The following is a 24,406-nucleotide window of genomic DNA, read 5'->3' on the forward strand; positions in this document are numbered from 1 at the left end:
GCTCCGGGGCGGGTAATCGTCGACCCAACTTCCTTGTGTCAATCGGCCTGGGCTGCAGGCACTTGATACGGCAAGGATGCCTGTGAGGCGCAACCCAATTCCTTTGCCATGGCACGTGAGACGGCGTTGAGGACGGCCATCCTGTCGCGCCCCGTACTCTTCGCCGAGAGCTGGTCCGGGAGTCCGACAAGCTCTGCCTCGACGTAGGGCGTGGACTGCCCCGACTCATCGGGATTCCGCGTCGAGCACTTGAAGTACAGCGAGGCCCCAGTGGTGCCGTGCGTCGCGGCGTACACGCCCATCCGGTAACGGGACGGATCCGAGCCTTCGCTGCCACCTGTGGTCGTGCTCGGGTGGTGCTTAACAGCCGAGAAATCCACGGAGATCAACGGATGACCGGTGGTGTCTTCGGATTTGAAGACGACACACTGGTTCCGCTGCGTCATGTCCTTGTAAAGGGTGTCCGCGGCTCGTTTTGGCGAGAACTTGTTGGGCTCTCCAGAGTCACTAGTGCCCGGGAGTTCAGTGAACTTCTCGGTGTCACCCATGCGCTCGAGAGCCGCAGCCGCCGAATCGTCGAGGGTTGAGGCGCATACCTGGGAAGCGGTCAAGCTCGGCTCAGTCTTGTTACCGTCGTCGCCGTCACTACACGAGACAAGGCCGAGAGCCGCCAGGGCGATACCTGCCGCCACCTGGGGCGTAATGCAGGCACGTGGTCGTCTGCTGATCCGTTGCACAGGTCAGTCCTTGTGTGGAGCGAGGCCGCGGTAGTCGTTTTCTTGTGAGCCGGTTCCGTAGTACGCGTTGTTGATGTCTTCGTTCCAGTCCTGTTGGTTGCCGATTTCCTTGGCCTTGGAGCTGTCCTCAATGTAGGACGCATATTCGGATCCGAGCTGATTTACGCCCTTCTTGTAGAATTCGCTGCTCGTCACCTGAGCCTGTTGAGTGGGATCCTTCTCTGCCGCGTCCACACCCTTGTCGACCTGATGTCCGATGAAGGTATTCACCGCCTCCCCCACGGTGTCCGCTGCGAGCGGCGCGACTACGAGAGCAGCTGCCGTGGACCCCGGAAGCGGAATCGCCGCGATGCCGCCGCCGACGACCGCTCCGGCCCCGAGCTTGATCCAGTCGGCAGAGCGTCCCAGCGATTTGTTGGCCTCTTCCGAACCGGCCTTGTACGTAGCTTCGGCCTGCTGAACCCGGGAGTTGTCGAGAATGCCCCGGGCCTGGGCCTCGGTGGTCAGCACGTCATGAGCGTGTCCGATGTTGGCTTCGGTCGTCGGGGGGTAGGCGTCGAGGGCGCTCAGTGCGTAAAGGTGCTGCGCGGCAGTGACGGCACGGTGTGAATTCTCGTCTTGTCCGAGAACGCTCAAGAAGTTGATCGCACCCTCGTTGGTGAAGTGGGCGCGCCCGGGATATTTGGGCGGGAAGGTATCGCTGTCCATGGCGCTCTCGCCGACACCGGAAAGATTGTAGTCGAGGTCGTCGATGTAGGCGCCGCCCATCTTGCCCAGACTGTCGGCCAGTTCTGGTTGGGCATGCAGCATATCCGGCCCATCTTTGCTGCCGTAGAGATATGCGACCTGTTCCATGACGCCCGCTGTCGCGGCTGTGCGGTGATCTCCGGCCCGCATGGCCTTTGCGTCGGCGTCGTAGGGGTAGCCGATGGTGGCTGCCTCCAATGCGTGGCCGAGGGAGTCACGTCCAGCCACGACCTTGTCACTGCCGTCAAGCGTGGCATCGGAGAGCCAGATGCGCTCCTTGGTCAGGTACTTGAGGTGGTCGTTGACCTCAGAGTCCTTGTCAACGCCGGCCCCGGAGCCGTCAGGCTGCTCGAAGAACTGCGTCGAGGCGTCCGGGTTGTGCCCGAGTGCTTCGAGGAAACCGGACATCGGGTCGCGGCCTCGGTCGTCCTTGCCCCAGAAGTTGAGGTCGCCCTGATTCCAGTTATTTACCCAAGGGCTTAGCCCCTTGACGTTGTGTTCCTTGTCGAACGCGTAGAGCTTGTCGCCGTAGTCGTTGAGGAACTGATCGTCATAGTCGCCGAATCGCATGAGGTTGCTCATGACGGCGAAGCCGCGAGGGTTGTTGGCATCGTCGGTTCCGAGTTCGCCCGACCCCAGACCCACCATCTGCTTCTCCCAGCCCCGCATGTTCGCGCTGTCCGAGAGCGTGGCTGTTCCGAGCGTGATGCCCAGGTTCTTCTGAAGCTTCTTTGCCAGAGCACCGCGCTCCGGGTCGTAATGCATTCCGTAAGGATCGGCAATTCCCGCGTAGAACGTCATGATCTTCTTCGGGCCCGCGTCAACGGCGAACTGCTCGGCGAAGAGGGGATCGTTCTTGTACTTGGCCAAGGTTGAATCGAGGGAAGATAGTTCCGTGTTCGTCACGTCATGCGGGTTCTTGCGCAGCGTCTTAGCGGCCTCCTCGGCCGCCTTGATCGCTGCGGCTGCTGAGTCCCGGTCCTTGTAGCTGGCGTCCGAGAAGCCGTACTCGGCGTGGTCGACGATGAGCCGCAAGGCCTTTGCGGCTGTTGTGTCGCTTTCGCTAGCCTTCTTGAGGATTCCCTCGATCTGGTCACGCAGGCTGGCGGCATCAGTCTTGGCGCCATCGGGGTCGGTCGTGGGGTTGGGAATGACATTGAACGAGCCGTTGCCTGTGTCCACGACCGTCATACTTTTGGTCGACTCGATCAAGGTGTTCAACTGAGTCTTGTAATTCCCCAGTTCACCACGGGTGTCCTTGAGGATCTTGGTGACGGTGTCCGCCTGTGTGTGGGCGTCACTGAACTCCCCCGAGGTCTTGTCGACGAACTCCCGGGTGACGGCCGCGTTGTATCCCGTCCAGTTGGCCCTGTCAGCTTTCCTCTTGAGGTTCGTGTCGGCGTGGTCTGCGACGGTTTTGAGGTCCCGCGTCATCTGGTCCCAGTCGTCGATGGCGTCATCGAGCTGGGAGAAGTTGAGGTGGCGGAGCGCATCGAGATCCATCAGTGGCCCGTCCCTCGCTCGTCGAAGCCCTTGTCCAGCTGGGCGATGCTGCTGATCGTGCCGGCGATGTAGACCTCGTCCTTGGCGTGCACACCCTTGGTGTAGTCAAGGTGGTTGGAGATGTGGGCCGTCGCGTCAAGAAGGTTCTGTACTTGGTCGACCCAGTGCGTTGCGACGTGGTCCAGCGCGTCACCGAGCGCGAACCCATCGCTCTTCTTAAGGCTGCTCGTGACCTTCATGGAAGAGAGGCGGGCGCGGTCGCTGACGCCTTCGAATTCTGTGCGGAGTTCGAAGGCAGCGTTACCGACTGCTGCTAGGTCCTTCTGGTTGACCGTGAGATCGCCGTGCGGGCTCCCGCCTCCGCCGCCTGGGTCCGCCGGGATGCTGTTGAGTTGCATGTTGGTCGAGTGCCGGGCTGCCGCCTCGGCCTTGAGCTGATCCCATTCTTCCCAAGCCATGGGTGAGCACCTTCCCCCGTGTACCCGGTTGCTTCTGTGATCGTCAGATGCATTGGCTCGATCAAGTTAGCAACTCGCTGCGAAGATCACAGACCGGAGGGTGATCTCGCAGATGCAAACCAGGAGGAAATGCCTCAACTGCCGCTCGTGTTACGCCGCCTTCGGCTCGGGTGGGCGGCATGTGGCGCATTTGCCTGGTTCTGGGGAGCGGAATGCTCGGTCGCAGCCGTCGCAGTTCTGGAGGGGGGCCGGGCGGGGTGGGGGCGGGGGTGTGGGGGTGCGTGCGGGCAGGGGTGGGGGGAGTAGTTCCGTCAGGCGGTGGGAGAGGAGGGCTGCTGGGTTGCGGAGGGGTTCCTGTGGGAGGGCGGCCGTGAGGGTTCGGCGGATCGCCTCCCGCGTGATGCCGCGGTCCATCCATGTCGCTACCGCGGGCGCCAGGCGGGCGACGTCGCGAGTTGCGAGTAGGAGGCGTGGGTCGTGGCGGCGTAGGTCTGTGAGGAGCGTTGCGGCTGGGCCCGTAGGTGTGGGCGGGGGCGTGGGGGTGGGGGGTTGGCGCGCTGGTGTCCGTGGCGTGGGCCGTGGCTCGTGGGGTGGTGCCGGGGTGGCCGTCATCGCTGGTGGGTTGTTGTACGACGTCGTGCGTGTGATCACTCGGCCTGATGCCAGGCGCTCTCGGGTTCGCGTCAGGTAGCCGTGCGATTCCAGTTCGCGTAACGCCGCCGCGATGCGGACCTCGCCCTCCGGGAAGCGGGCCGCCAACGTTTTGATCGTGACGCTGGCGCCGGGTGGGAGCGACTGGATGTGGGCCGCCAAGCCGATGGCCGTGAGGGAGAGTTGGCGGTGTTGGACCAGGTGGTTGCCTACGACCGTGAAGCGGTCCGCGTGGCGGCGGTTGATGTGACGGATGCCGCTCGGCGGAACGTCCGCCGGAACCTGGGACTGGGCGCACGGGGGCGCGTTAAGCTGCTGATCAGCCATCGGGAAGGTCTCTTCTTCCTGGGTGGTCAGGCCCTCGCAGTGGGATGCCAGTCCCGGCGGGGGCCGTTCTGTGTTCTGGAGTTGTTTCGCGTTGCTCTGGGTGAGCGTGGAGTGCGAACGGGGCTTCATGCAAGTTGAGTTGGGCGCGATCACCCTTGTGGGTGAGGTGCGGGTTCGGGGTTCTTGAATTGCGTGGTTGCTCTCCGGGGGTGGTTGCTGATGCCTCCATCCCTTTCGTTGTTCCGCTGCTGCCTGTGGGGGCTGGCTTTCTCGGGCTGAGGCTCGGGAGGGTGGAGTGATCGAGCATTCGGCGGGAGGGCAACCCGGGCCGCGGTTGGACCTCGGTCTGCGAACGTCAGCCTCAGTCGGGGTTCGGTCGAGCAGCAGCAGCGGGGGTTGGGGGAGGTTGGGGAGGGTTCTCTCCCCGGATACTTGGCCTTTGATCGCGTGACCTGCCGCGCATTGGGCCACCGCGTCGTGAATCCCTCGATCTGGTCAAGATGGCTTTGATGCCTCCAATTCGGCCCATACCGTCTTGGTTGGAGGCGGGCCCAATCTCGTACCCCAGGCGTCCGCCAGTGCCTCGACCAGGAGCAGGCCGTAACCCGGCTCGCGCGGCATCGCGTCTCCGCGGGCGTCCGTCACCTCGATACGTAGCGTGTCCGCCGGCGTGAGTGTGAGTGTCAGGCGGAAGTCCCTGCCGGGTACGCGGCCGTGGGTAATTGCGTTGTTCGCCAGTTCGGCTACTAGTTGCTCTGCCGTCTCGAACGGGCGGGCCCAGTCGAGGAGTTGCTGGACTGTCAGTCGGCGGGCGAGGCGTGCGCCTCGGTGGGTTGCCGACAGGCGGATCGTGAAGGTGAGTTCGTCGTTCATGTCACTCAGCGTGGCCAGCCGCGCCTACTCTGAACAGTGATTCCGTCGATGCGTACGGTGACTGTCCAGTGGTTGTACGGGCTTGTACAGGCCGTCAAGCCGGGATGTTCCGGGGGCGTGGGCGCGGTGGGAAGCGACGCCTCGGAGGTGAGCTTGTGAGTGTGACTGCGGACAGTGGCGACGGCGGGGCAGGGTGGGGCATCGAGCCGGGGGACGAGACGGTCGCCTTGGTCGAGGCGCTGGGGCGCCAGCTCAGGATGTGGCGGGAGGCTGCGGGGCTGCGCGCTGCCGAGTTCGGTGCTCGGGTGGGGTACGGGGAGAACCAGGTCTACAAGTTGGAGAGCGGTCGGCGGATTCCGCGTCCCGAGTTCCTTGTGAAGGCGGATGAGGTTCTTGGCGCCAGCGGGAAGATCGCCGCGATGTCGGAGGATGTTGCGCAGGCTCAGTACCCGAAGAAGGTCCGTGAACTGGCGAAGCTGGAGGCGCGGGCGGTCGAGCTGGCTCTCTACAGCAACCACAACATGCATGGCTTGTTGCAGACCGAGGAGTTCGCGCGGGCGTTGCTGAGCACGCGGCGGCCGGCGTACGGACCAGACGAGTTGGAGCGGATGGTGGCTGCGCGTGTCGGGCGGCGGTCGGTCTTCGACCGGTCGCCCGCCCCCGAACTCAGCTTTGTTCAGGAGGAAGTGACGCTGCGTCGCCCGACCGGAGGGACAATGGTTCTGCGTCGGCAGCTCGAACGACTGCTGGAGCTGGGGCAGATGCGGAACGTTGAGATCCAGGTCATGCCGACCAGTCGCGGAGACCATCCAGGTACGGGCGGGCTGATCGAGGTGCTGAAGTTCGGGGACGGTTCTGCAGTAGGCCGCTCTGACGGGGAGTTCGGGGGCCGTCCGGTCTCTGAGCCCAGGCAGCTCCGGATCCTCGAACTGCGGTATGGCATCATCCGCGCCGAGGCTCTCACGGCGGGGGAGTCGTTGGCTTTCATCGAGCATCTGCTGGGGGAAACGTGACGGACAGAACCGCTGGCAGGAACGACTGCGGGCTGGCGTGGTTCAAGAGCAGCTTCAGCAGTAGCAGTAACGGCGAGGACTGTGTCGAGGTCGCTGGTACGCCCACGGCCATCCACGTCCGCGACTCCAAGGACACGCGGCAGCCTCACATGGCTGTGGCGCCCGCTGCTTGGGCCGTGTTCGTCGCCTCCTGCTGATGTGAGGCGGGGCGGGTCACCCGTCGTATGGCCGTGCATGCAGGCGCCTCGGCGCGGATGCCCCTCTTTCGGGTAATGGCGGAGTGGCGACTTTCGAAGTACTTTCAATCTCATGGCGACTGAGAACGCGGCCGTGAACTTCTCCGAGCTGGTGAACAAGAACAAGCAGACGCTTGCCCGGCTCAAGGAGTCGCCCAGGCTGCTGCTTCACCGTAGAGACGGGGAGGACCTGGTCCTCACCACGGCGGCGCGCGCGGAGCAGGATCAGACCGTGGTGTCGGCCGCGACCCGCATGCTGGCCGCGATGGCGCGTCGTGAGCCCGGCAGCATGGAACTGCTTCTGGACGTACTGCCGGACGCGTTCCCTTGGGTTCGTTTCCTGCCCGAGCCCGACGTTCACGCTTTCGCTGTCGAATTGGTCGACACCATGAGGGCCGCCGACTCGGTGGGCAACAGTGCGTCAGTGGCCCTCATGCTCGTCGCCTGGCAGCACACGGCCGAGGCGTATTCCGACCCTGAGTTGTTGGAGGCGCTGACCAGGGAGCATGACGAGGACTACGGGACGGCTCCCGACCCGAGGGGTCGCGCGTGAGCGCGGGGCGCGGCGATCGTGCCGCCCCTCCGGCAGCGGAGGGGCAATGGGAAGTCCGGTTCGCCGACGCGGCCGCGGCCAAGGGGTGGGAGAACCTGTGCCGGCAGGTGCGCGAGAACACCTACCGTGCCTGGGTTGTCATGCGTACCGATCCCCGGCCCACGGTCGAGAACTCCCGGCACCACCGGCTGAAGGGGAGCCTCGCGCACGGCACTTACCGCGGGCAGACCTGTGAGCAGTGGCAGATCGAAGTGACCGGCGGCGGGCGCGTCTGGTACCTGCTGGATGCCGGTCGCGACACTTGCTGGATCACGTTCGCGGGCACAGGGCACCCTCGGGCGACGGACCAGCGCTGAGGTACGGGGCAGCCCAGCGCCGTTGGGCCGGGCTCGGAATCTGACGCCCCAGCAACCCAGCAACCCAGCACCTCTGACCTGGGGTGTGGCCGGATGTTGTTGCTGCACTTGGGGGTGGGGCCCCGGGAGTGTGGTCTGGCTGCTCCCGGGACCGGTTGTCGGTTGTCTGCTGGTCAGGAGTGGACGTAGTACTCGGTCGAGCAGGCTCGTACGTAGTGGTTTTCCAGGCAGGCCTTCAGGCCGTAGCCGTGGTCTTCGGGGAGGTTTCCTCCCTGGCAGTCGGAGCCGCCTGGGGCGGGCCTGCCGGCGGTGCTGACGGTGGAGAGGATGCCCTTGACGTAGTAGCCGTCCGACCTGTCGTCCACGGCGCACAGGTGGTCGCCCGTCGGGTCGCCCTCGTAGGGGTCGGCGACCCAGCTGACTCGTCCGGCCGGCTTTCCGTCCACGTAGGCGACGAGCACGCTGATCTTGCCCGGGTACATCTTGAACGTGATGTCGTACTCGTCGGCGTGGGCGTTGACGGCGCTGGTGGTCAGCAGGGCCGCGGCGCCGACGAGGCCGGTCGCGGTCATGGCGATCTTCCGGCGGATGGTGCGCATGACTTTGTGCCCTCTCTGCGGTGGGGACGGCCCGGAAGCGGAGTTCGGGGCCGCTCGGTCGTGGTGCAGGGAGGCGTGGGGACGTGTGGGGCGGCGCCTCCGGCGTGGGGAGGGGTGCCGCTGTCGTGGTCGGACGTCGCGGTGAGGTTCTTCTGCGTGGTCGTGGCGCCACCGCCACCGCGCGGCGTTGGCCGGCGCGGCAGCGGTGGCGATATCCCCCGTTGTGTGAGCTCAGGGCCCGGATGGGGCCCCGGCTCACGTACCCCCGTACACCTCGGCGCGACGTGACGCTAATGCTTCTCGCCGCGCATTAAGGTGTGCTCACGCTATCCGGAAGTCGCGGGCCCACACAATTCGAAAACGGCAGGAATCGACCGGGCCGCACGTGAAGATCTGGTGCCCATCGGGTCGGCGTCTAGATTGGCGTCGATGACTGAGCGACCACAGCACGGCTCCGCCCGCCCCGGCGGACGTACGGCCCGCACCCGCGCGGCCGTCCTCGCGGCCGCGCTGCACGAGCTCGACGAGACCGGGTTCGGCGGGCTCACCCTCGACAAGCTCGCGGCGCGTTCGGGTGTGCACGTCTCGACGATCAGGCGCCGCTGGCGCAGCGTCGAGGGGGTCGTCGTCGATCTGATGGCCCAGCACAGCAAGACGATCGCCACGCCGGACTCCGGTGAGTTCCGTCGGGACCTGTACGAGCTGGCCGAGGCCATCGCCGGGTTCCATGCCCTGCCGCGCAGTCGCAACCTCGTCGAGGCGATGGTGGCGGCCGCCGCGTACGACCCGCATATCGCGGATCTTGTCCGCGGCGCTTTCGTCGCGCGCACGGAAGTCGTGACGCAGTTGGTGCGTCGCGCCGTCGATCGGGGCGAGGTTCCTCCGGACACGGATGCGTACGAAGTCATCGCGGCGCTGAGCGCGCCCTTCTACTACCGGTTGCTCATCATGCGGGCGGACATTGATGAGCGGCTTGTTGTTGCGAGCGCTGAGGCGGCTTATCGGGCGGCGTTGGGCGGGGTGTTCTGTGGAGAGGGGGCCGGCGGGCGCTCGGGCGACGGCGTGGTGCGCGATTGAGGGCGGGGCGTGCCGGCCTGACGGGTCGGCTGGTGGGTGATCATTTTTCGGCCGTGCGGGCGCCCCACGCGGGCATGGCCTGGAAGTGCCCCGATCGTTGCCGTGCACCACGTCGTCAGCGCCAAAACCTCGCCTGTCCCATACAACCCTTCAGGCTCACCAGAGGTCATCTCCGAGCCGCACATCTGGCCTGGAGGAGAGGAACCCATGTCCCGGTCCCATCACAAGCGCTCCCGGCGACCCGTCGTCCTGGGCGCCACCGCCGTCGCGGCTGTCCTGGCCGGTGGCCTGCTCATTACCCTGCCCGGCGGCGCGAGTGCCGCCGCGTCCGGGCCTCGCCGACGACTTCAACGGTGACGGCTACCGCGATCTTGCGACGGGCGCCCCGGGTGCTGTCGCGGGCGGGAAGGCGAAGGCGGGCGCCGTGGTCGTCAACTACGGCTCGTCGAGCGGTATCAGCGCCGCGCGCCACAAGACCACTTCGCAGAGTTCCTCCGGCGTGCCGGGCGCCTCGGAGACCTCGGACCGCTTCGGCACCGAACTCGCGCACGGCGACCTCAACAACGACGGCTACGGCGATCTCGTCGTGGGCACACCGCTGGAGGACGTCAGCGGCGACGTCGACGGCGGGTCGGTCACGATCCTGTGGGGCGGCTCGTCCGGCCTGTCGGGCGGCACGACGATCAGTGACCCGAACGCGTCGGGCCACGACCGGTTCGGCCAGTCCCTCGCGGTCGGCGACTTCACCGGTGACGGGAAGGCCGACCTGGCGGTCGGTTCCACCGGCAAGGACGTGTGGATCTTCAAGGGCGGCTTCACCAAGTCCGGCGGCGCGGCCGGGAAACTGCGCTTCGACGCGCAGATCGAAGCCGGCGCGCACCCCAAGGGCGCCGTCCGGCTGGCCGCCGGGGACTTTGACAACGACAGGACGGACGACGTGGTGGTGGGGTCCTCCGCGGGCAACTTCGTCTACCGGGGCGCCTCGACCGGGCCCACGCTGCAGACCGAGGCGGGCGCGGGGTACGCGGGTGCGCTCACCGTGGCCGACTTCGACCGTGACGGGCACGACGACCTGGTCGTCGGCTCCGACTTCGTCTCCGTCTTGGACCAGGCGGCGAGGGGCGGCTACGTCACCGTGTTCTACGGCGGTGCGGCGGGCGTCGACACCGCTCGCAGTGCTGTCTTCAGCCAGGACACCGCGGGTGTGCCGGGAACGGACGAGTCCGACGACTCGTTCGGCGGCGCACTCGCCGCGGGTGACGTCAACGGTGACGGCTACCCGGACCTCGCCGTCGGCGCGGACTTCGAGAGCATCGGTTCCGCAGCCCAAGCAGGCAACATCTGGGTACTGCGTGGCGGCGCCTCCGGCCTGACGGGGACCGGCGCCCAGTCCTTCAACCAGGGCACCTCGGGTGTCCCGGGCGCCAACGAGTCGTCGGACTTGTTCGGCGACGCCATCCACCTCGCCGACCACAACAAGGACGGCCGCGCCGATCTGTCGGTGGGCGCGGGCGGCGAGAACAGCGACGACGGCGCCGTGTGGGTCCTGCGCGGCTCCACCGGAGGCGTCACGGCCACCGGCTCGGTGAGCTTCGGTGCGTCGTCCGTGGGCATCGGGAACTCGGGGGACGACCCCATGTTCGGGGACGTCATTTCGGGCTCCTGAGCACATGCCGTTACGAGGGAGCGATCGACTCCGGCCGAATCGGCGTGGCCCCGCGGCGCCGCTCGCACGACTCATTCATGGCGATGACCAGCGCAGACGTGTGTGTGACGGTCGCGAGCCGGGCGTGCAGATCGAGCAAACGTCGGCCATCTGCGGGCCCGCGTCCGCTCCTGTGTACTTACTGTTGAGTACGAGGGCCGCCCGGCTTCCCCCGTGGCTAGGCGGCCCTCGTCCGCGACTTGGCAGCTCTCACTCCGTTTGCGGAAGGCCCGTGGTCATCCGGCGGCCGCCTGGTGGAGTTGCAATGGTCCAGGCCTATGGTGAGGCGGCACTGCCGCGTCACGGGGGTGGCAGGAGCGGTCGGTGGGGCCCCGTATCTGACACGGGGCCCTGTACGACCCATCGGGTTCAGGGTCGTTGCCAACGTGGCCCGTTTCTCCGGATATGGCGGGGCGGCTGATTGCGGGTTCCGGCGGGGTCGTACGTTGGGAACGCGAACGTCGCGATGCGCTCGGAGAGGACGGCAGTGGTGACGACGAGTGAGACTTCTGGTCGCCAGGAACCGGAGGACGGGCCCGAGCCGCGCGCTTACGAGCCCGGACCCTCCGCCGGGAAGCTGATGCTCTTCGTGGCGGTGTTTGTTGCGTTTGCGGTGATTGTTGTGGGTGGGGGCGTGATTCTTACGGCTGGGGGGTGACGCGTCGCGTGCGCTCGCTCGTCAGGGGTGGGTGCAGCCCACGGCTTTTATGGTGGCGGGCATGTAGGCGCGCATGAACTGCTCGATGTCCCTTCTGAGACGTGGCACACCGTCTCGGTGTTTCAGTTTGAGGGCCAGTGTGAAGTGATTATTCGGCTTCGTCTGGCAGCGAGTGGTCGCGATCGCGCCGTCATCGCCGAGTGCGGCATTGTCCGCCAGTTGCATCTGGACCGGATTCTGCAGGCCCGTGACGTTTTTGTCGGGAGAGGCCGACTTCATCGGGTCCACGGCGTCCGAGTGCCACGCAAATTTTAAGCGCAGAGATTCTTCTTTCCCGACTCGAACAATGCACCAGTTGGTCTCTCTATCGCCCCAGCCTGCGGTGTGCCATTCGTTGACTTTTCCGGTAGCCCTCAGTAGTGGCTCGGTGAGTTTCTGGTCCACACGCGTGCCGCAGATGGATTCGGGGATTGCGGGATGCTGGGAGCTGCAAGCGGGCAGTGCAAGCCCTGAGAGTACAGTCAGTGTCAGCAGTCCGATCGGTGTTCGGTGGATCATTTTGCCTTCTCTCCTGAAGCACCCCGGCCCCGTTCGAAGCCGGCATATGCGGCTTCATCGATAGCCTCCTGTGCCGCAATGGCGGATCCACCGTGGGACCCATGGACCTTGTGCCACTCACTTGCGAGGGCCATGAGTTGCCTGTTCCGCTTGGTGTAGTCGGCGACGTTTTCATCGGCTGCCTTGTCATCGAGCTTCTTCTGCTCGTCGGCGAGCCATCGATCGGTCACGTAATCCACTCCTGATTGGACCTCGTCACCGGCCACTGGGAGGTAGCCGATAGCTTGATCGACGACCCACTTGTGCTTGAATTCCGCCACTTTGGGATCCCCCGCGGCGTTGGCGCGGGCCTGCTCGAGAAAACCCACTGTCCGTCCGGCGTGAGTAAGTGAATCCTCTGGGTGCTTCTGGTTTGGGTCGTGAATGTCCGCGACCATGAAATGGTTGATGCCACTATTGAGAGCCGCATAAGAATCCTGGTTCTTGGAAACCTGCTTCACGACCTCGTAAAGCTGATCCTGCTCCAGTGGCGCCCCATGCATATCTACCGCGCTAGCCGCCGCATGCACCGTATCCCCATGATTCACCAGAATTTTCGCCATGGGTTCCCGTAGTGACGCCGGGAATTTGTCGCCCTCTTCCGCCAGGTACTTCAGCGACGACTTGAACACCTTGTTGTTGTCCGCGGAGTGGTCCACATATTTCGCGTTCGGGTCCGATGGGTCCAGGCCCGTCGCTCCCGCCTGGAGCGCCGCCGCGAAGCCTGCGTGGGTGTCCGTGTCCAGGGATGGGGTGTAGACCGTCGCCTTCGGCGTCTCGGTCGTGTGCAGCGTGAGCTTCCAGTCGCGGTCGTGCATCAGGTACTTCATGCGGTCGTCGTCATTGAGGTAATGCGCCGCCGTGGCCGGCTCGTGGCTCATGATGCCGAGTACGCCGTCGACCGGGTCGTTGGCGAACCAGCCGTCCCGTTTTCCGCTGTATTCGCCCTTCAGATCCCAGATTTCCGGGTTCTTCTTCTCGGCCTTGATCATGTCGTCGCCGAGGTCCTCGAGGAAGTCGCGTCCGTACCCGTCACCGTGCTGCATGAGTGTGATCAGCGACTGGTATCCGTGGACCTTGTCCAGCCTGGCTGCCTGGAAGTCGGTCTCGTAGCGCGCGACTCCCGCCTTCCGCATTTCCGTCCGCCAGTCCTTGTACCACTTGGAGTGGGGGTTCTTGGTGGCCGTCGCGAGGGAGTTGGCGAGGCCGGTTTCGATGGAGTTGTAGTCGGCCGCGTGCCGGGGGTCGGTCATATGGGCGAGGTCGCCGAGGTTGTTGGTCAGGCGGATCGTGCCGCTCGGGCCCAGGCTGTCCAGGACGGTGCGGCTGAATCCCGGATCGCGGCTGTTGTCGCGGAACGAGCGTTGGAGTTCGGCGAGTTCGTGTGGCGTGAGCCGTTCGCCGCCGGCGAGTTTGCGGGCGGATTTCTTTGCCACGTCCGCCTCGTATTGTTCGATGTCGCCCTTGGCGCGGGCATTGAATCCGTTGCCCGTTCCGTCGGTGAGGTTGGAGTCGAAGACGGCGGCCCCTAGTGCGATCTCGACTCCTTCGTCGGCGTCCCCCACCGCACGTACCGCCTTGTCGATACGGCCCTGCCAGGATTCGACCGCCCGTTGGACTTCGGCCCTGCTTGCGGGGTCGTGCATCGCCGAGTCCGAGGCGTTTCCGGCCGCGCGTTCCTCGTCGTATGCCACCACGCCGCGATCCGAGACCTTTATGCCGGCCTTGATGGCCGCCTCGCGCTCGGACTTGAGGTGGCCGCGCAACGTGGTGAACTGCGCGTGAGCGTCCCGGAGAAGCGAGGCGATCGCCTTTGCTTCCGTCTGGGCGTTCTGGAATTCGTGGAGCGTTACGTCGAAGCGCTTGCCGGCCGCGTCGGCGCTCAGACCGGTCCAGGTCGAGGGGGACGGCGGGCCGGGCGTGATGCCATGCACGTCCCGCTTGTAGTCCGTCTCCCGCTTTCCGAATTCCTTCGCCATACCGTCCCAGCGATCGGCCGCGGTGGTGAGCGTGGCGAGGTCAGTGGTCATGATCTCGTGGTACGTAGGCATGGGTGGGTCGGTCCTCGTGCGTTGGTCGGGGGCGGGCCGTACGGCAGTCAGTAGCGGTCGAGCGATGACGTCGTCCGGACCTGCGCCCCTACACCGAAGTCCGTTCCCTGGAGGAGTGCCGTGGTGGCGCGCAGGGACACCTTCTCTGAACTCAGCCTGTTCATAAGGGACTTCACCTGATCCACCCAGGCCTTGTGCGCCCTCTTCAGGGACGACGACGTGACCCAGCCGTGCCCGTCCTTCGCGTCGAACGCCCGGACGGCGGCGCCCGTGTCCTCGTCCGCCCACTCGCCCGAGCGGCGCGTGTCGGGCTCGATGTGGTTCTCGATCGCCCGTGCCGCGGCGCGCTTCCGCGCGGGCGACGAAGCGAGGTTCTGCTGCCCCTGGGCAGGTCCGATGACCATGATGCTGATGTCCTCCCCGTGTGTGTACTCACATCCCCGCGCAGCCCAACTGTCTTGAGTCGAGGCGGGATTCTGGGCAACGAGGACCGGACGCGCCGGTCACCCCACGTCCGGGTGATCAGTGCCGCAGGCCAGTAGTGGGCGGGGTGGAGGGCGGTCCGTCCCGGGTGACGCAGTCCGTGCGGCTTGACGGGGCGGCGACGCGATGGTGGGCGCGGTCAGCTTGCGGGGGACGGCCTGCCGGTTGGGCGGCGGATGGAGATGCGCAAATGCAACGCTGGCAACAGAATTCGACTTCCGGAAAGCGCGTATTTAGTAGGGCATTTCGCGGCTCGTGAGGCCCGCAAGCCGGCTCGCGCGTGTGAGCAAGTTGCACCCATCTTCATCCTGTTCACTTCGGCCCCATACGAGTTGCTAACGTGCATGAAGCGAAGGCGTTCCTTGGATCGACCAACGTACGGGGAAGGGCTCAACCCATGGCATGGGACGAGTGGGAGCAACTCAAGGCTCAATCTGCGGACCGGCAGTCCGCGAAGATGCAGCTCAACCAGCTTCCCGCCGAAGGCGGTGGTGGCGGTGGGGGCGGATCGTCCGACGCTGATCTTGTCGTCCATGACGATCAGTTGGGCAAGCGGGGAAACATGGCGTACGACCTGCGCGAGAAGTTCCGCGTGGACAGTGACTTCGCGCGGCCGAGCACGTTCACGGCATCGGTCGACCTCTTCAACGACGGACTCGACATGGGTTCCGCGCTGCTCGAGCTCCACGACGCGTGGAACACGCAGACGCAGACGTTGAAAGAGGCGTGCGCTCATATCTCGAACCATCTGGACTTCACGCGTGCCCAGCACGCGAAGGACGAGGTCCACATCCAGACCGGAATGAAGGATGCGGCCGGTCACCTGATGACGGTGTCGAGGATCAACGACTACATGAAGTGACCGACGTCGCAGGGCATTTCGCGGCGACGGTACACGGGGGCATGGCATGGCGGAGAAGATGATGACCGCGCAGGAACTCAGCAACCTGCGCCTAGGTACGCTGGACACCGCTGTTTCGGACTGGGAGACCATGTCGAAACGGCTGGACACGCTCTCCACCGGTGGTCATGGCGATGTGAGCGCCAAGGACCTGGAGACGAAGGCGAACGCCGCCGATTGGAAGGGTGTCAACGCGACGGTGTCGCGGGAGTTCGTCACGAAGACGGCTGTCGAGTTTCAGGACGTGGCAGGGGAGGCGGCAAGTGTCCTCGGGATTCTGAAGGGCGCCAGCGCCGCCTTCAAGCAGCACAAGACGGATCTGCGGACGGCCGAGAGCGACCTCGCCAAACGGAATCTCCACGTCGACGCCAAGGGTGGTGTCGTACGGCAGGAAGCGTCCGGAGCGGCCGGCGTCGGTGGCATCCATGCCACGGACGAGGAGATCGAGGTCGCGCAGCACCGGATCACTCGCATCTTGTGGGAGGCATCCGAGACCGATCGGATCGCGGCGCGCGCACTGCGCAAACTCGCCAAGAGTAAGTACGACTTCACAGGCGACGGCCCTCAAGGTCTCAAGGAGGCCGACGCGCAACAGGGTAAAGAGGACGCCGAGTACTGGGCGAAGCGCATCAAAGAGGGCGACGTCAAGGATTGGAGCGACGCGGATCTGCGGCGCTACAACGAGACCCTCAAGAATCAGCGCGACAACCCCGGGTTCACCGAGACGTTTGCGACCACGCTCGGCGCGGACGGCACGCTGCAGTTCTGGCGCGACCTGGCCGCGCCGCCCGGTGGCGCCGTCGACGGCGACCGCGCAAAGATCCTCGCCGACGTGCAGGACAACCTCAGCATGTCGCTCGCCAACGCCACCCAGAGCGACAGTCCCGCCATGGAAACCTGGAAGCGGGAGGTCATCGCTGCCGGTGACAAGCCCTTCCCGATCCAGGGACTGCCCATGGGGCCGAACGGCTTCCAGGTAATGAGCAGCCTGATGGGCAAGGGGAAGTTCGACGGCGACTTCATGCACGACTACGGCAACGCGATGCTCAAGTACGAGCGCGAGTATCCAGGCGACCCCAAGGTGGCGTGGCGCGACTCGACGAACCTCAACTACCCGCCGACCGACGAGCCGAACGACCCCGTCGCCGGCTTCATGGAGGGCCTCGGCCACAACCCTGAGGCATCCCTGAAGTTCTTCAATGACTCGACGACGGCCGATGGGAAGAAGCTCGACAACTGGGACTATCTGGTGGCCAAGGGCGACGGTGCGCGCGAGTGGCCGCTGGGTGACGACGGCAAGCCGATCGGGCACGATGCGCTCGGACATGCGCTGGAATCGGCGACGATCGGGGTCCCTTATGGATCTGATGCGACGCCGCCCAAGCACTCGGCGGAGAGCGCGGAACTGGTCAACAGGATTGTTCAGGAATTCGGGACCAACCCTGAACAGCTCGACGATTCGCCCATGAGTGACAGCTTCGGCAACATCACAGCGGAGTACATGCGCGACGTTCAGGATGGATTGAACGGTGAAGGTGGAATTGCGACATATGGGAGTAACGCGAATCTCGAGGCCCTTGCCGATGACGGCACCCTGAAGCGCTTCTTGGGGGAGGTAGGCAAGGACCCGGATGCGTACGGCGCGATCATCAATTCTCAGCAGGCGGTCAGCACGGAACTTATCAATGGCGCCTTCCATGACCGGGACAAGTTGGGGGATCAGCTGATGTTCGAGGTGAACAACAGGGTGTCCCCGGGTGCAGAGATCGCTGGGATCATGGCCGACTCTCGAACGCAAGCGGTGTACGACCAAAAGATCGCCGAAGACGCCGAGTTCAACAAGGGCGTGGTGACTGCGGACAAGTGGGCGGGGCGCGCCATCGACACCGGGCTCGCGCGCTTCCCCGTGGCCGGGGATGCCGCAGGGTGGGTGATCGGGGATATCCGCGAGTCAGTTGTTGAGCACTACACCCGCGACTCGAGTGGGGAGGCTCAGGTGGAACGGGACAAATTCCTGGCGACTCAGCGTTCCGGCTCGGCATCCGCCGTCTATGACGCGACATATACGGCAGCCAAGGAGGCAGGTGTCAGCGATATCCAGGCTAAGAGCATGGCCACCACTGCGTCCGAGAAGGTGAAGGACAGCTACGGTCAGGGCCAGCAGTAGGCGGCAGGGAAGGTCTCATGCAAGACATTGCTTCAGAGCCGGGGCGTAGAAGCTGGCGCAAGGGTGTTGTTGTTCCTGTTGCGTTGATCGTGGCACTGCTGGCTGGGTTCGGCGTCTGGAAGTTCTGGCTGTCCGACGACCCGCTCGTTGCGGTGCCCGACCGCGTGTGTTCGCGGTCTCTGCCGGGTGATTCGCTCCGGCCACTGCTACCGGAGCGGGGGGAAGCCTTCGAGGAGCACGCGTTCGACTTCTCGCCGCGGGGATCGCTGTCAGCGCCCGGTAAATGTGTTCTATCGGGTGGTGGAAAGTCGGTTCACATTGGCTACTACACGGTCTTTTGGCCCGACGGGTACAGGAAAGAAGATGTCGATCGGGACGCCAAGAAGCCGGGGAATCTTCCCGTCAGTCTTGGGAAGGCCAAGGGGTATGTGGAGGGCCGCGCCGTCAAGCTCTTTGTGAACTGCCCCCGCGTCAACGGGCGCGACGGCCTGCTTCAGGTAACTGCCAGTCTGGGAGGCGAGAGCGGGAAGCTGAAGGATCGGCCCACCATGGCGAGAGTCGCGGCACTGGCAGCGGACAGCGCGCGAGCCCTGGGGCAGCGGGTGGAAGGCTGTGACAGCGCGACTCGCCTCCCCGATGGGGTGCCGAGCGTCGGCTGACGCGGCGTAGCGGGCGGGCCGTCGTCCGGGTGTCGCCGTAACGCCTTAGGGGTGGCCCACCAATGGTGGGCCACCCCTAAGGCTGCGGCTCGGCGCCGTCGAGCCGCTCGAGGCCGTGACCGGAATCGAACCGGTGTGCTTCGCTTTGCAGGCGAATCCCTAAACCACTCGGGCACACGGCCAACTGAGTTCGGAACTTCGGAACAAGGTTCGTTACAAGGTTCGTTGAACTCGATGTCTCGACCGTATGGCCCCTGGGCCGCCGCGCCAAGAGGGGCGCGTGGGCCGCAATGTGACTGCCATACGGCGTTCATGGTCGTACGACCAAGGGACCAGGGGAACGGGGACCACCGACAGGGGTCAAGTGGTTTCGTGCCCCTTACTCTGAGCCGTATGGCCACCCTGGAACCGCGTGACGACGCCGATGTCGTCGCCACCCCGACCCCGACCCCGACCCCGCCCCCGACCGCTCCGACCACCCCGCCCGGCGTCGGCGTCCTCAGCCGTTCCTACCGGTCCCTCAGCGTCGGCATCGTCTCCGTCGTCCTGCTGATCGCCTTCGAGGCCACCGCCGTCGGGACGGCGATGCCTGTCGCCGCGCGTGAGCTGGACGGGGTGTCGCTGTACGCGTTCGCGTTCTCCGGATACTTCACGACGAGTCTGTTCGGGATGGTGTTCTCGGGACAGTGGGCGGACCGGCGCGGTCCGCTCGGGCCGTTGGGCGCGGGGATCGCGGCGTTCGCGGTGGGGCTGCTGCTCGCCGGGACCGCGGGGTCGATGTGGATGTTCATCGCCGGGCGGGCCGTGCAGGGGCTCGGGGGCGGGCTCGTCATCGTGGCGTTGTACGTCGTCGTCAGCCGCGCCTACCCGGAGCGGTTGCGGCCCGCGATCATGGCGGCGTTCGCGGCGAGCTGGGTCGTGCCGTCCGTGGTCGGGCCGCTCGCGTCGGGGGCCGTGACCGAGCATCTCGGGTGGCGGTGGGTGTTCATCGGGATCCCGGTGCTCGTCGTGTTCCCGCTGGCGCTCGCGCTGCCGCAGATCCGGCGGCGCGCGTCGGGGCCCGCGGAGGGCGCGGCGCGCGGAGCCGTCGACGGCCGTCGCATCCGGCTCGCCCTCGGGATCTCGCTCGGGGCCGGTCTGCTCCAGTACGCCGCCCAGGACCTGCGGTGGATCTCGCTCCTGCCCGGTGCGGTGGGCGTGGCCCTGCTCGTGCCGGCCGTGCTCGGGCTGCTGCCCCGCGGGACGTACCGGGCGGCGCGCGGGCTGCCGTCGGTGGTGTTGCTGCGGGGTGTCGCGGCCGGGTCCTTCATCGCGGCCGAGTCGTTCGTGCCGCTGATGCTCGTCACGCAGCGCGGGCTCTCGCCGATGATGGCCGGGCTCTCGCTCGCGGTGGGCGGGGCCACGTGGGCGTTCGGGTCGTTCCTGCAGTCGCGGCCGCGCTTCGAGCCGTATCGGGAGCGGCTGATGGCGGGCGGGATGGTGCTGGTGACGGCGGCCGTCGCGACGGCGCCGAGCGTGCTGATCCAGGCCGTGCCGGTGTGGATCGTGGCGGTGGCGTGGGGCTTCGGGTGCCTGGGGATGGGGCTGGTCATCTCGTCGACGAGCGTGCTGCTGCTGGAGCTGTCGGCGCCCGAGGAGGCGGGGGCCAACTCGGCCGCCCTCCAGATCTCGGACGGGCTGTCCAACGTGGTGCTGCTGGCCGTGGGGGGAGCGGCGTTCGCAGCGCTCGGGGGCGGTGCGGTGGGCTCCGCCCACGAGGTGGCCTCGGCCGGCGGCGGATCCCATCCGGCCGCCTTCGTCGCGGTGTTCCTGCCGATGGCGGCGGTCGCCCTGGTGGGGGCCTGGGTGGCTACGCGCGTGAGGTCGGCTCCCCGGCCTCCGGCTTCCGGCCCGCTGAAGCCGGGGGTCTGAATCCGGCCGTCCGAATCCGGTCGCCTGGAACCGGGCGGACACCCGTCCGGACGCGCCCCGTACGGCACCCGTACGCGCTCCGTACGGCACTCGAACGCGCTGCGTGAGGCCGACTGTGAAACGGGTCGCATCGCGCGTCGCCCCGGCGCCGTTCCCCCGCTGACCCGACCACCCCACCGGTAGGGTGGCCCGGTTGTCGTACGTACCCCCAGCGTCAAAGTGCGTACCCCCAGCGTCAGAAGCCTGCGTCAGTACTCAGATGCTCGCGTCAGACATCAGAAGCCTGCGTCAGTACTCCGCAGCCCGCGCCCGTACCTGCGTCAAAACCGGAGACCGTGACTACCACCGCCGCCGCCACCGCCTCTTCCGCCTCCTCCCACCACCTCTCACCCGCCTTCCCCGGCCGCGCCCCCTGGGGCACCGCGGGCAAGCTGCGTGCCTGGCAGCAAGGGGCCATGGAGAGGTACCTGCAGGAGCAGCCGCGCGACTTTCTCGCCGTCGCCACCCCGGGCGCCGGCAAGACGACGTTCGCGCTCACCCTCGCGTCCTGGCTGCTGCACCACCATGTCGTGCAGCAGGTGACCGTGGTCGCGCCGACCGAGCACCTGAAGAAGCAGTGGGCCGAGGCCGCCGCGCGCATAGGGATCAAGCTGGACCCGGAGTACAGCGCGGGGCCGCTCAACAAGGAATACCAGGGCGTCGCCGTCACGTACGCGGGTGTGGGCGTACGGCCGATGCTGCACCGCAACCGCAGCGAGCAGCGCAAGACGCTCGTCATCCTCGACGAGATCCACCACGCCGGTGACAGCAAATCGTGGGGTGAGGCGTGCCTGGAGGCCTTCGAGCCGGCGACCCGCCGACTCGCCCTCACCGGTACGCCGTTCCGCTCCGACACCAACCCGATCCCCTTCGTCCAGTACGAGGAGGGCAAGGACGGCATCCGCCGCTCCTCCGCCGACTACACGTACGGCTACGGCAGTGCGCTCGGCGACGGCGTCGTGCGGCCCGTCATCTTCCTCTCCTACAGCGGCAACATGCGGTGGCGCACGAAGGCCGGTGACGAGATCGCCGCCCGGCTCGGCGAACCCATGACCAAGGACGCCATCAGCCAGGCCTGGCGCACCGCCCTCGATCCGCGCGGCGAGTGGATGCCGAGCGTGCTGCGCGCCGCCGACCAGCGGCTCACCGAGGTGCGCAAGGGCATCCCGGACGCCGGCGGTCTCGTCATTGCCGCCGACCAGGACTCCGCCCGCGCCTACGCCAAGCTGATCCGGGAGATCACCGGCACGAAGCCCACCACCGTCCTGTCCGACGACACCGGCGCCTCGAAGCGCATCGACGACTTCTCGGCGAGCAACGACCGCTGGATGGTCGCCGTCCGCATGGTGTCCGAGGGCGTCGACGTGCCCCGTCTCGCCGTGGGCGTCTACGCGACGACGATCTCGACCCCGCTCTTCTTCGCGCAGGCCGTGGGCCGTTTCGTGCGTTCGCGGCGGCGCGGCGAGACCGCGTCCGTCTTCCTGCCCACCGTCCCCGACCTCCTCGGCTTCGCCAACGAGATGGAGGTCGAGCGCGACCACGTGCTCGACAAGCCGAAGAAGGACGGGGAGGAGGACCCCTACGCCGAGTCCGAGGCGGAGATGGACGAGGCGAACAAGCAGGAGGACGAGGACACGGGGGAGCAGGAGCAGTTCTCCTTCGAGGCGCTCGAGTCCGAGGCCACGTTCGACCGGGTCCTCTACGACGGCGCCGAGTTCGGCATGCAGGCCCACCCGGGAAGCGAGGAGGAGCAGGACTACCTCGGCATTCCCGGGCTCCTCGAACCCGACCAGGTACAGATGCTGCTCCAGAAGCGGCAGGCCCGGCAGATCGCGCACAGCAAGAAGAAGCCCGACAGCGAGGCCGATCTGCTTGAGATGCCGGCCGAGCGGCGGCCCGTCGTGTCGCACAAGGAGCTCCTCGAACTCCGTAAGTCGCTGAACACGATGGTCGGCGCGTACGTACATCAGAGCGGCAAGCCGCACGGCGTCATCCACACCGAGCTGCGGCGGGTGTGCGGGGGGCCGCCGAGCGCGGAGGCGACGGCCGGTCAGTTGCGGCAGCGCATCGCGAAGGTCCAGGAGTGGGCCACCCGGATGAAGTGACATCCCCTCGCGCCGTGCCGGGCCGGCGCGCCGGGAATCGTGTGCGCTACGTGCAGAGGTGGTGCACGCTCCGTTGATCACGCCCCCCGTAACGGGGCAATCGGTACAGGTCAGGATAGTTACTGCCCGGATTCTGGACGGAGTCTTCCGCTGAGCGGGACGACCTCGCTACATTCCCGGCAACGCACACGCCCCGTGGCAGAGCCGCCGCGGAGCGCAGCCGGTGCGCCATGCGCCTCCGCCCGGGACCATCCGAACCGGGTCGATTGCCGACCGGCGGCCTCTGACGCGCGTCGCCCACGGGACCGGCGACGCAACCGCCGCGGAGGGGGCCGCCGCCTTCACCACTAAGGAGTGGGCGTCGTGACCGCGGAGACCTCCCAGACGCTCGACCGAGGACTGCGTGTCCTCAAGCTGCTCGCCGACACCGACCACGGACTGACGGTCACCGAGCTGTCCAACAAGCTCGGCGTGAACCGCACCGTCGTGTACCGCCTGCTCGCCACGCTCGAACAGCACGCCCTGGTCCGACGCGACCTCGGAGGCCGGGCGCGGGTGGGGCTCGGCGTGCTGCGCCTGGGCCGCCAGGTGCATCCGCTGGTACGGGAGGCCGCGCTGCCGGCGCTGCGCTCTCTTGCCGAGGACATCGGGGCCACCGCCCATCTGACGTTGGTCGACGGCTCGGAGGCGCTCGCCGTGGCCGTCGTCGAGCCGACCTGGACGGACTATCACGTGGCGTACCGGGCGGGGTTCCGGCATCCGCTCGACCGGGGGGCCGCGGGGCGGGCGATACTCGCTGCGCGGCAGGGGCTGGTGCCCGAGCCCGGTTACACGCTCACCCATGGGGAGCTCGAGGCCGGCGCCTGCGGGGCGGCTGCGCCGCTTGTCGGGGTCACCGGGCTCGAGGGGAGCGTGGGTGTGGTGATGCTGTCGGATTCCGTGCCGGAGCGGGTGGGGCCTCGAGTGCTTGACGCTGCGCGGGAAGTGGCGGATGCGTTGCGCTAGGCGCGCTGCGGACTGGGCGTTTGTGCGGGGGATCAGTGCCGGGCGTTTTGCGCAGTTCCCCGCGCCCCTTGATGAAGCGGTCCGTTGTTGGCTGCGGGTCGGGTTCGGCTGAGCGCGCAGTTCCCCGCGCCCCCTCCGGGGCGCCACCCCCGGCACATCCGGCCCCCCTGTCCCTCGCGTTAGATTGGGCTCGTGCTTCTCTCTCGGATTTCTCGGCCCAAGGCCCTTGCCGTTTGTGCTTTGCCTGTGGTGGCTCTGCTGGCCGTGGCGGGGTTCGCGCCGCTGCCGTTCGCCCTTGCGCAGCCCGGGCCGACCACCGATGTCCTCGGGGATTCGAAGGGGAAGCCCGTCATCGAGATCTCCGGGGCGCCCACCCGCGACACCTCGGGGAAGCTGCGCATGGTGACGATCGTGGCTACGGGGCCCGACGCGGAGGTGGGTCTGGGCGATGTCGTCGACAGCTGGTTCCGTACGGACCGTGCGGTCATGCCCCGCGACTCCGTATACCCGGCGGGCGACTCCACCAAGGAGATCGAGCAGCACAACCTCGGTGAGATGAAGAAGTCGCAGGACTCCGCGACCGAGGCCGCGCTCGGCTATCTGGGCAAGGACCCGAAGGACGTGCACGTGAACCTTCAGCTCGCTGACGTCGGCGGGCCGAGCGCGGGGCTCTTCTTCTCCCTCGGCATCGTCGACAAGCTGGACGGCAACGGCAGCGGCGGCGACCTCACGGGCGGCCGTTCCATCGCCGGTACGGGCACCATCACCTCCGGCGGGAAGGTCGGCGCGGTCGGCGGAGTCTCGCTCAAGACGCAGGCGGCCTGGCGGGACGGCGCGAAGGTGTTCCTGGTGCCGAGGGCGGAGTGCGGCGACGCCAAGGCCGAGTTGCCCAAGGGCATGCGGCTGATCCCCGTGACGACGTTGACCGGCGCGGTCTCCGCGCTGACGGCCCTGGACAAGGGCGACGCGAGCAAGGTCCCCAGCTGCTGAATCCC

The 24,406-nt window shown here is 66.7% G+C and carries 21 protein-coding genes and 1 tRNA gene; 13 read left to right on the plus strand and 9 right to left on the minus strand.

All coding sequences use genetic code 11. The features are described 5' to 3' along the window. Nucleotides 1-38: 38 nt before the first annotated feature. The 4 genes from OHA58_RS22010 to OHA58_RS22025 form a co-directional block, all read right to left on the minus strand. Complete coding sequence (locus OHA58_RS22010) at nucleotides 39-692, minus strand: hypothetical protein (protein ID WP_405480811.1); 654 nt, start codon at nucleotides 690-692, stop codon at nucleotides 39-41. Between the two features lie 48 nt (nucleotides 693-740). Beyond that, entirely contained in the window at nucleotides 741-2,987 is a 2,247-nt protein-coding gene (locus OHA58_RS22015) for a hypothetical protein (protein ID WP_405480812.1), read from the minus strand. Beyond that, nucleotides 2,987-3,445: a hypothetical protein gene (locus tag OHA58_RS22020; protein WP_405480813.1), complete on the minus strand. Its 459-nt coding sequence runs from the start codon at nucleotides 3,443-3,445 to the stop codon at nucleotides 2,987-2,989. Before OHA58_RS22020 ends, OHA58_RS22015 begins: the two co-directional genes overlap by 1 nt. Nucleotides 3,446-4,918: 1,473 nt before the next feature. Further along, on the minus strand, nucleotides 4,919-5,296 hold the full coding sequence (locus OHA58_RS22025) for an ATP-binding protein (protein ID WP_405480814.1): 378 nt from the start codon (nucleotides 5,294-5,296) through the stop codon (nucleotides 4,919-4,921). Nucleotides 5,297-5,451: 155 nt separating this feature from the next. Here OHA58_RS22025 and OHA58_RS22030 point away from each other — a divergent pair, with 155 nt between their 5' ends. From OHA58_RS22030 to OHA58_RS22045, 4 genes are all read left to right on the plus strand, one after another. Further along, a complete protein-coding gene (locus tag OHA58_RS22030; RefSeq protein ID WP_405480815.1) occupies nucleotides 5,452-6,309 on the plus strand; it encodes a helix-turn-helix domain-containing protein in 858 nt (285 codons plus the stop codon). Next, nucleotides 6,306-6,506 carry a DUF397 domain-containing protein gene (locus OHA58_RS22035; protein WP_405480817.1) on the plus strand — a complete coding sequence of 67 codons (201 nt, stop codon included), beginning with the start codon at nucleotides 6,306-6,308 and terminating at the stop codon, nucleotides 6,504-6,506. The genes OHA58_RS22030 and OHA58_RS22035 overlap by 4 nt, the downstream gene beginning before the upstream one ends. A gap of 112 nt (nucleotides 6,507-6,618) precedes the next feature. Continuing rightward, nucleotides 6,619-7,098: a hypothetical protein gene (locus OHA58_RS22040; RefSeq protein ID WP_405480819.1), complete on the plus strand. Its 480-nt coding sequence runs from the start codon at nucleotides 6,619-6,621 to the stop codon at nucleotides 7,096-7,098. After that, nucleotides 7,095-7,454: a hypothetical protein gene (locus OHA58_RS22045; RefSeq protein ID WP_405480821.1), complete on the plus strand. Its 360-nt coding sequence runs from the start codon at nucleotides 7,095-7,097 to the stop codon at nucleotides 7,452-7,454. The genes OHA58_RS22040 and OHA58_RS22045 overlap by 4 nt, the downstream gene beginning before the upstream one ends. Nucleotides 7,455-7,627: 173 nt before the next feature. Here the strand turns inward: OHA58_RS22045 and OHA58_RS22050 are convergent, their stop codons facing one another. Continuing rightward, on the minus strand, nucleotides 7,628-8,053 hold the full coding sequence (locus OHA58_RS22050; protein WP_405480822.1) for a hypothetical protein: 426 nt from the start codon (nucleotides 8,051-8,053) through the stop codon (nucleotides 7,628-7,630). Between the two features lie 429 nt (nucleotides 8,054-8,482). Here OHA58_RS22050 and OHA58_RS22055 point away from each other — a divergent pair, with 429 nt between their 5' ends. Continuing rightward, the gene (locus tag OHA58_RS22055) at nucleotides 8,483-9,130 is read left to right on the plus strand and encodes a TetR/AcrR family transcriptional regulator C-terminal ligand-binding domain-containing protein (protein ID WP_405480823.1); all 648 of its coding nucleotides are present in this window, start codon (nucleotides 8,483-8,485) and stop codon (nucleotides 9,128-9,130) included. A gap of 316 nt (nucleotides 9,131-9,446) precedes the next feature. Continuing rightward, nucleotides 9,447-10,796: an FG-GAP-like repeat-containing protein gene (locus tag OHA58_RS22060; RefSeq protein ID WP_405480825.1), complete on the plus strand. Its 1,350-nt coding sequence runs from the start codon at nucleotides 9,447-9,449 to the stop codon at nucleotides 10,794-10,796. A 718-nt stretch (nucleotides 10,797-11,514) separates the two neighbouring features. Here the strand turns inward: OHA58_RS22060 and OHA58_RS22065 are convergent. The 3 genes from OHA58_RS22065 to OHA58_RS22075 all read right to left on the minus strand — a co-directional run bounded on the left by OHA58_RS22065 (nucleotide 11,515) and on the right by OHA58_RS22075 (nucleotide 14,545). Then, nucleotides 11,515-12,051, minus strand: a complete 537-nt coding sequence (locus tag OHA58_RS22065; RefSeq protein WP_405480826.1) for a hypothetical protein — start codon at nucleotides 12,049-12,051, stop codon at nucleotides 11,515-11,517. After that, nucleotides 12,048-14,120: a hypothetical protein gene (locus OHA58_RS22070; protein WP_405480827.1), complete on the minus strand. Its 2,073-nt coding sequence runs from the start codon at nucleotides 14,118-14,120 to the stop codon at nucleotides 12,048-12,050. The genes OHA58_RS22065 and OHA58_RS22070 overlap by 4 nt, the downstream gene beginning before the upstream one ends. 68 nt (nucleotides 14,121-14,188) lie before the next feature. Continuing rightward, nucleotides 14,189-14,545, minus strand: a complete 357-nt coding sequence (locus OHA58_RS22075; RefSeq protein ID WP_405480829.1) for a hypothetical protein — start codon at nucleotides 14,543-14,545, stop codon at nucleotides 14,189-14,191. A 476-nt stretch (nucleotides 14,546-15,021) separates the two neighbouring features. On the opposite strand from OHA58_RS22075, the gene OHA58_RS22080 reads away from it, so the two are divergent. Genes OHA58_RS22080 through OHA58_RS22090 form a run of 3 tightly spaced genes read left to right on the plus strand, consistent with a single transcriptional unit; the run spans nucleotide 15,022 to nucleotide 18,351 of the window. After that, on the plus strand, nucleotides 15,022-15,486 hold the full coding sequence (locus OHA58_RS22080) for a hypothetical protein (RefSeq protein WP_405480830.1): 465 nt from the start codon (nucleotides 15,022-15,024) through the stop codon (nucleotides 15,484-15,486). A 46-nt stretch (nucleotides 15,487-15,532) separates the two neighbouring features. Beyond that, the gene (locus OHA58_RS22085; protein WP_405480831.1) at nucleotides 15,533-17,692 is read left to right on the plus strand and encodes a hypothetical protein; all 2,160 of its coding nucleotides are present in this window, start codon (nucleotides 15,533-15,535) and stop codon (nucleotides 17,690-17,692) included. A 17-nt stretch (nucleotides 17,693-17,709) separates the two neighbouring features. Continuing rightward, entirely contained in the window at nucleotides 17,710-18,351 is a 642-nt protein-coding gene (locus tag OHA58_RS22090; RefSeq protein ID WP_405480833.1) for a hypothetical protein, read from the plus strand. A gap of 110 nt (nucleotides 18,352-18,461) precedes the next feature. On the opposite strand, the gene OHA58_RS22095 is transcribed toward OHA58_RS22090, so the two are convergent. Next, nucleotides 18,462-18,533, minus strand: a tRNA-Cys gene (locus tag OHA58_RS22095). A gap of 211 nt (nucleotides 18,534-18,744) precedes the next feature. On the opposite strand from OHA58_RS22095, the gene OHA58_RS22100 reads away from it, so the two are divergent. The 4 genes from OHA58_RS22100 to OHA58_RS22115 all read left to right on the plus strand — a co-directional run bounded on the left by OHA58_RS22100 (nucleotide 18,745) and on the right by OHA58_RS22115 (nucleotide 24,401). After that, nucleotides 18,745-20,262, plus strand: a complete 1,518-nt coding sequence (locus OHA58_RS22100) for an MFS transporter (RefSeq protein WP_405480835.1) — start codon at nucleotides 18,745-18,747, stop codon at nucleotides 20,260-20,262. A 335-nt stretch (nucleotides 20,263-20,597) separates the two neighbouring features. Beyond that, nucleotides 20,598-22,406, plus strand: a complete 1,809-nt coding sequence (locus OHA58_RS22105) for a DEAD/DEAH box helicase (protein WP_405480836.1) — start codon at nucleotides 20,598-20,600, stop codon at nucleotides 22,404-22,406. 363 nt (nucleotides 22,407-22,769) lie between these two features. Then, nucleotides 22,770-23,411: an IclR family transcriptional regulator gene (locus OHA58_RS22110; RefSeq protein WP_266671017.1), complete on the plus strand. Its 642-nt coding sequence runs from the start codon at nucleotides 22,770-22,772 to the stop codon at nucleotides 23,409-23,411. Between the two features lie 246 nt (nucleotides 23,412-23,657). Beyond that, nucleotides 23,658-24,401 carry a S16 family serine protease gene (locus OHA58_RS22115; protein ID WP_405480838.1) on the plus strand — a complete coding sequence of 248 codons (744 nt, stop codon included), beginning with the start codon at nucleotides 23,658-23,660 and terminating at the stop codon, nucleotides 24,399-24,401. The last annotated feature ends 5 nt before the right edge of the window (nucleotides 24,402-24,406 follow it).

This window comes from Streptomyces sp. NBC_00009 (assembly GCF_045040855.1).
Taxonomy (GTDB): domain Bacteria; phylum Actinomycetota; class Actinomycetes; order Streptomycetales; family Streptomycetaceae; genus Streptomyces; species Streptomyces aureus.

Coding starts and splice junctions, on each gene's coding strand:
- OHA58_RS22015 (WP_405480812.1), bottom strand. CDS start 2,987: ATGGATCTCGATGCGCTCCGCCACCTCAACTTCTCCCAGCTCGATGAC.
- OHA58_RS22020 (WP_405480813.1), bottom strand. CDS start 3,445: ATGGCTTGGGAAGAATGGGATCAGCTCAAGGCCGAGGCGGCAGCCCGG.
- OHA58_RS22025 (WP_405480814.1), bottom strand. CDS start 5,296: ATGAACGACGAACTCACCTTCACGATCCGCCTGTCGGCAACCCACCGA.
- OHA58_RS22040 (WP_405480819.1), top strand. CDS start 6,619: ATGGCGACTGAGAACGCGGCCGTGAACTTCTCCGAGCTGGTGAACAAG.
- OHA58_RS22050 (WP_405480822.1), bottom strand. CDS start 8,053: ATGCGCACCATCCGCCGGAAGATCGCCATGACCGCGACCGGCCTCGTC.
- OHA58_RS22055 (WP_405480823.1), top strand. CDS start 8,483: ATGACTGAGCGACCACAGCACGGCTCCGCCCGCCCCGGCGGACGTACG.
- OHA58_RS22065 (WP_405480826.1), bottom strand. CDS start 12,051: ATGATCCACCGAACACCGATCGGACTGCTGACACTGACTGTACTCTCA.
- OHA58_RS22070 (WP_405480827.1), bottom strand. CDS start 14,120: ATGACCACTGACCTCGCCACGCTCACCACCGCGGCCGATCGCTGGGAC.
- OHA58_RS22075 (WP_405480829.1), bottom strand. CDS start 14,545: ATGGTCATCGGACCTGCCCAGGGGCAGCAGAACCTCGCTTCGTCGCCC.
- OHA58_RS22080 (WP_405480830.1), top strand. CDS start 15,022: ATGGCATGGGACGAGTGGGAGCAACTCAAGGCTCAATCTGCGGACCGG.
- OHA58_RS22085 (WP_405480831.1), top strand. CDS start 15,533: ATGGCGGAGAAGATGATGACCGCGCAGGAACTCAGCAACCTGCGCCTA.
- OHA58_RS22090 (WP_405480833.1), top strand. CDS start 17,710: ATGCAAGACATTGCTTCAGAGCCGGGGCGTAGAAGCTGGCGCAAGGGT.
- OHA58_RS22100 (WP_405480835.1), top strand. CDS start 18,745: ATGGCCACCCTGGAACCGCGTGACGACGCCGATGTCGTCGCCACCCCG.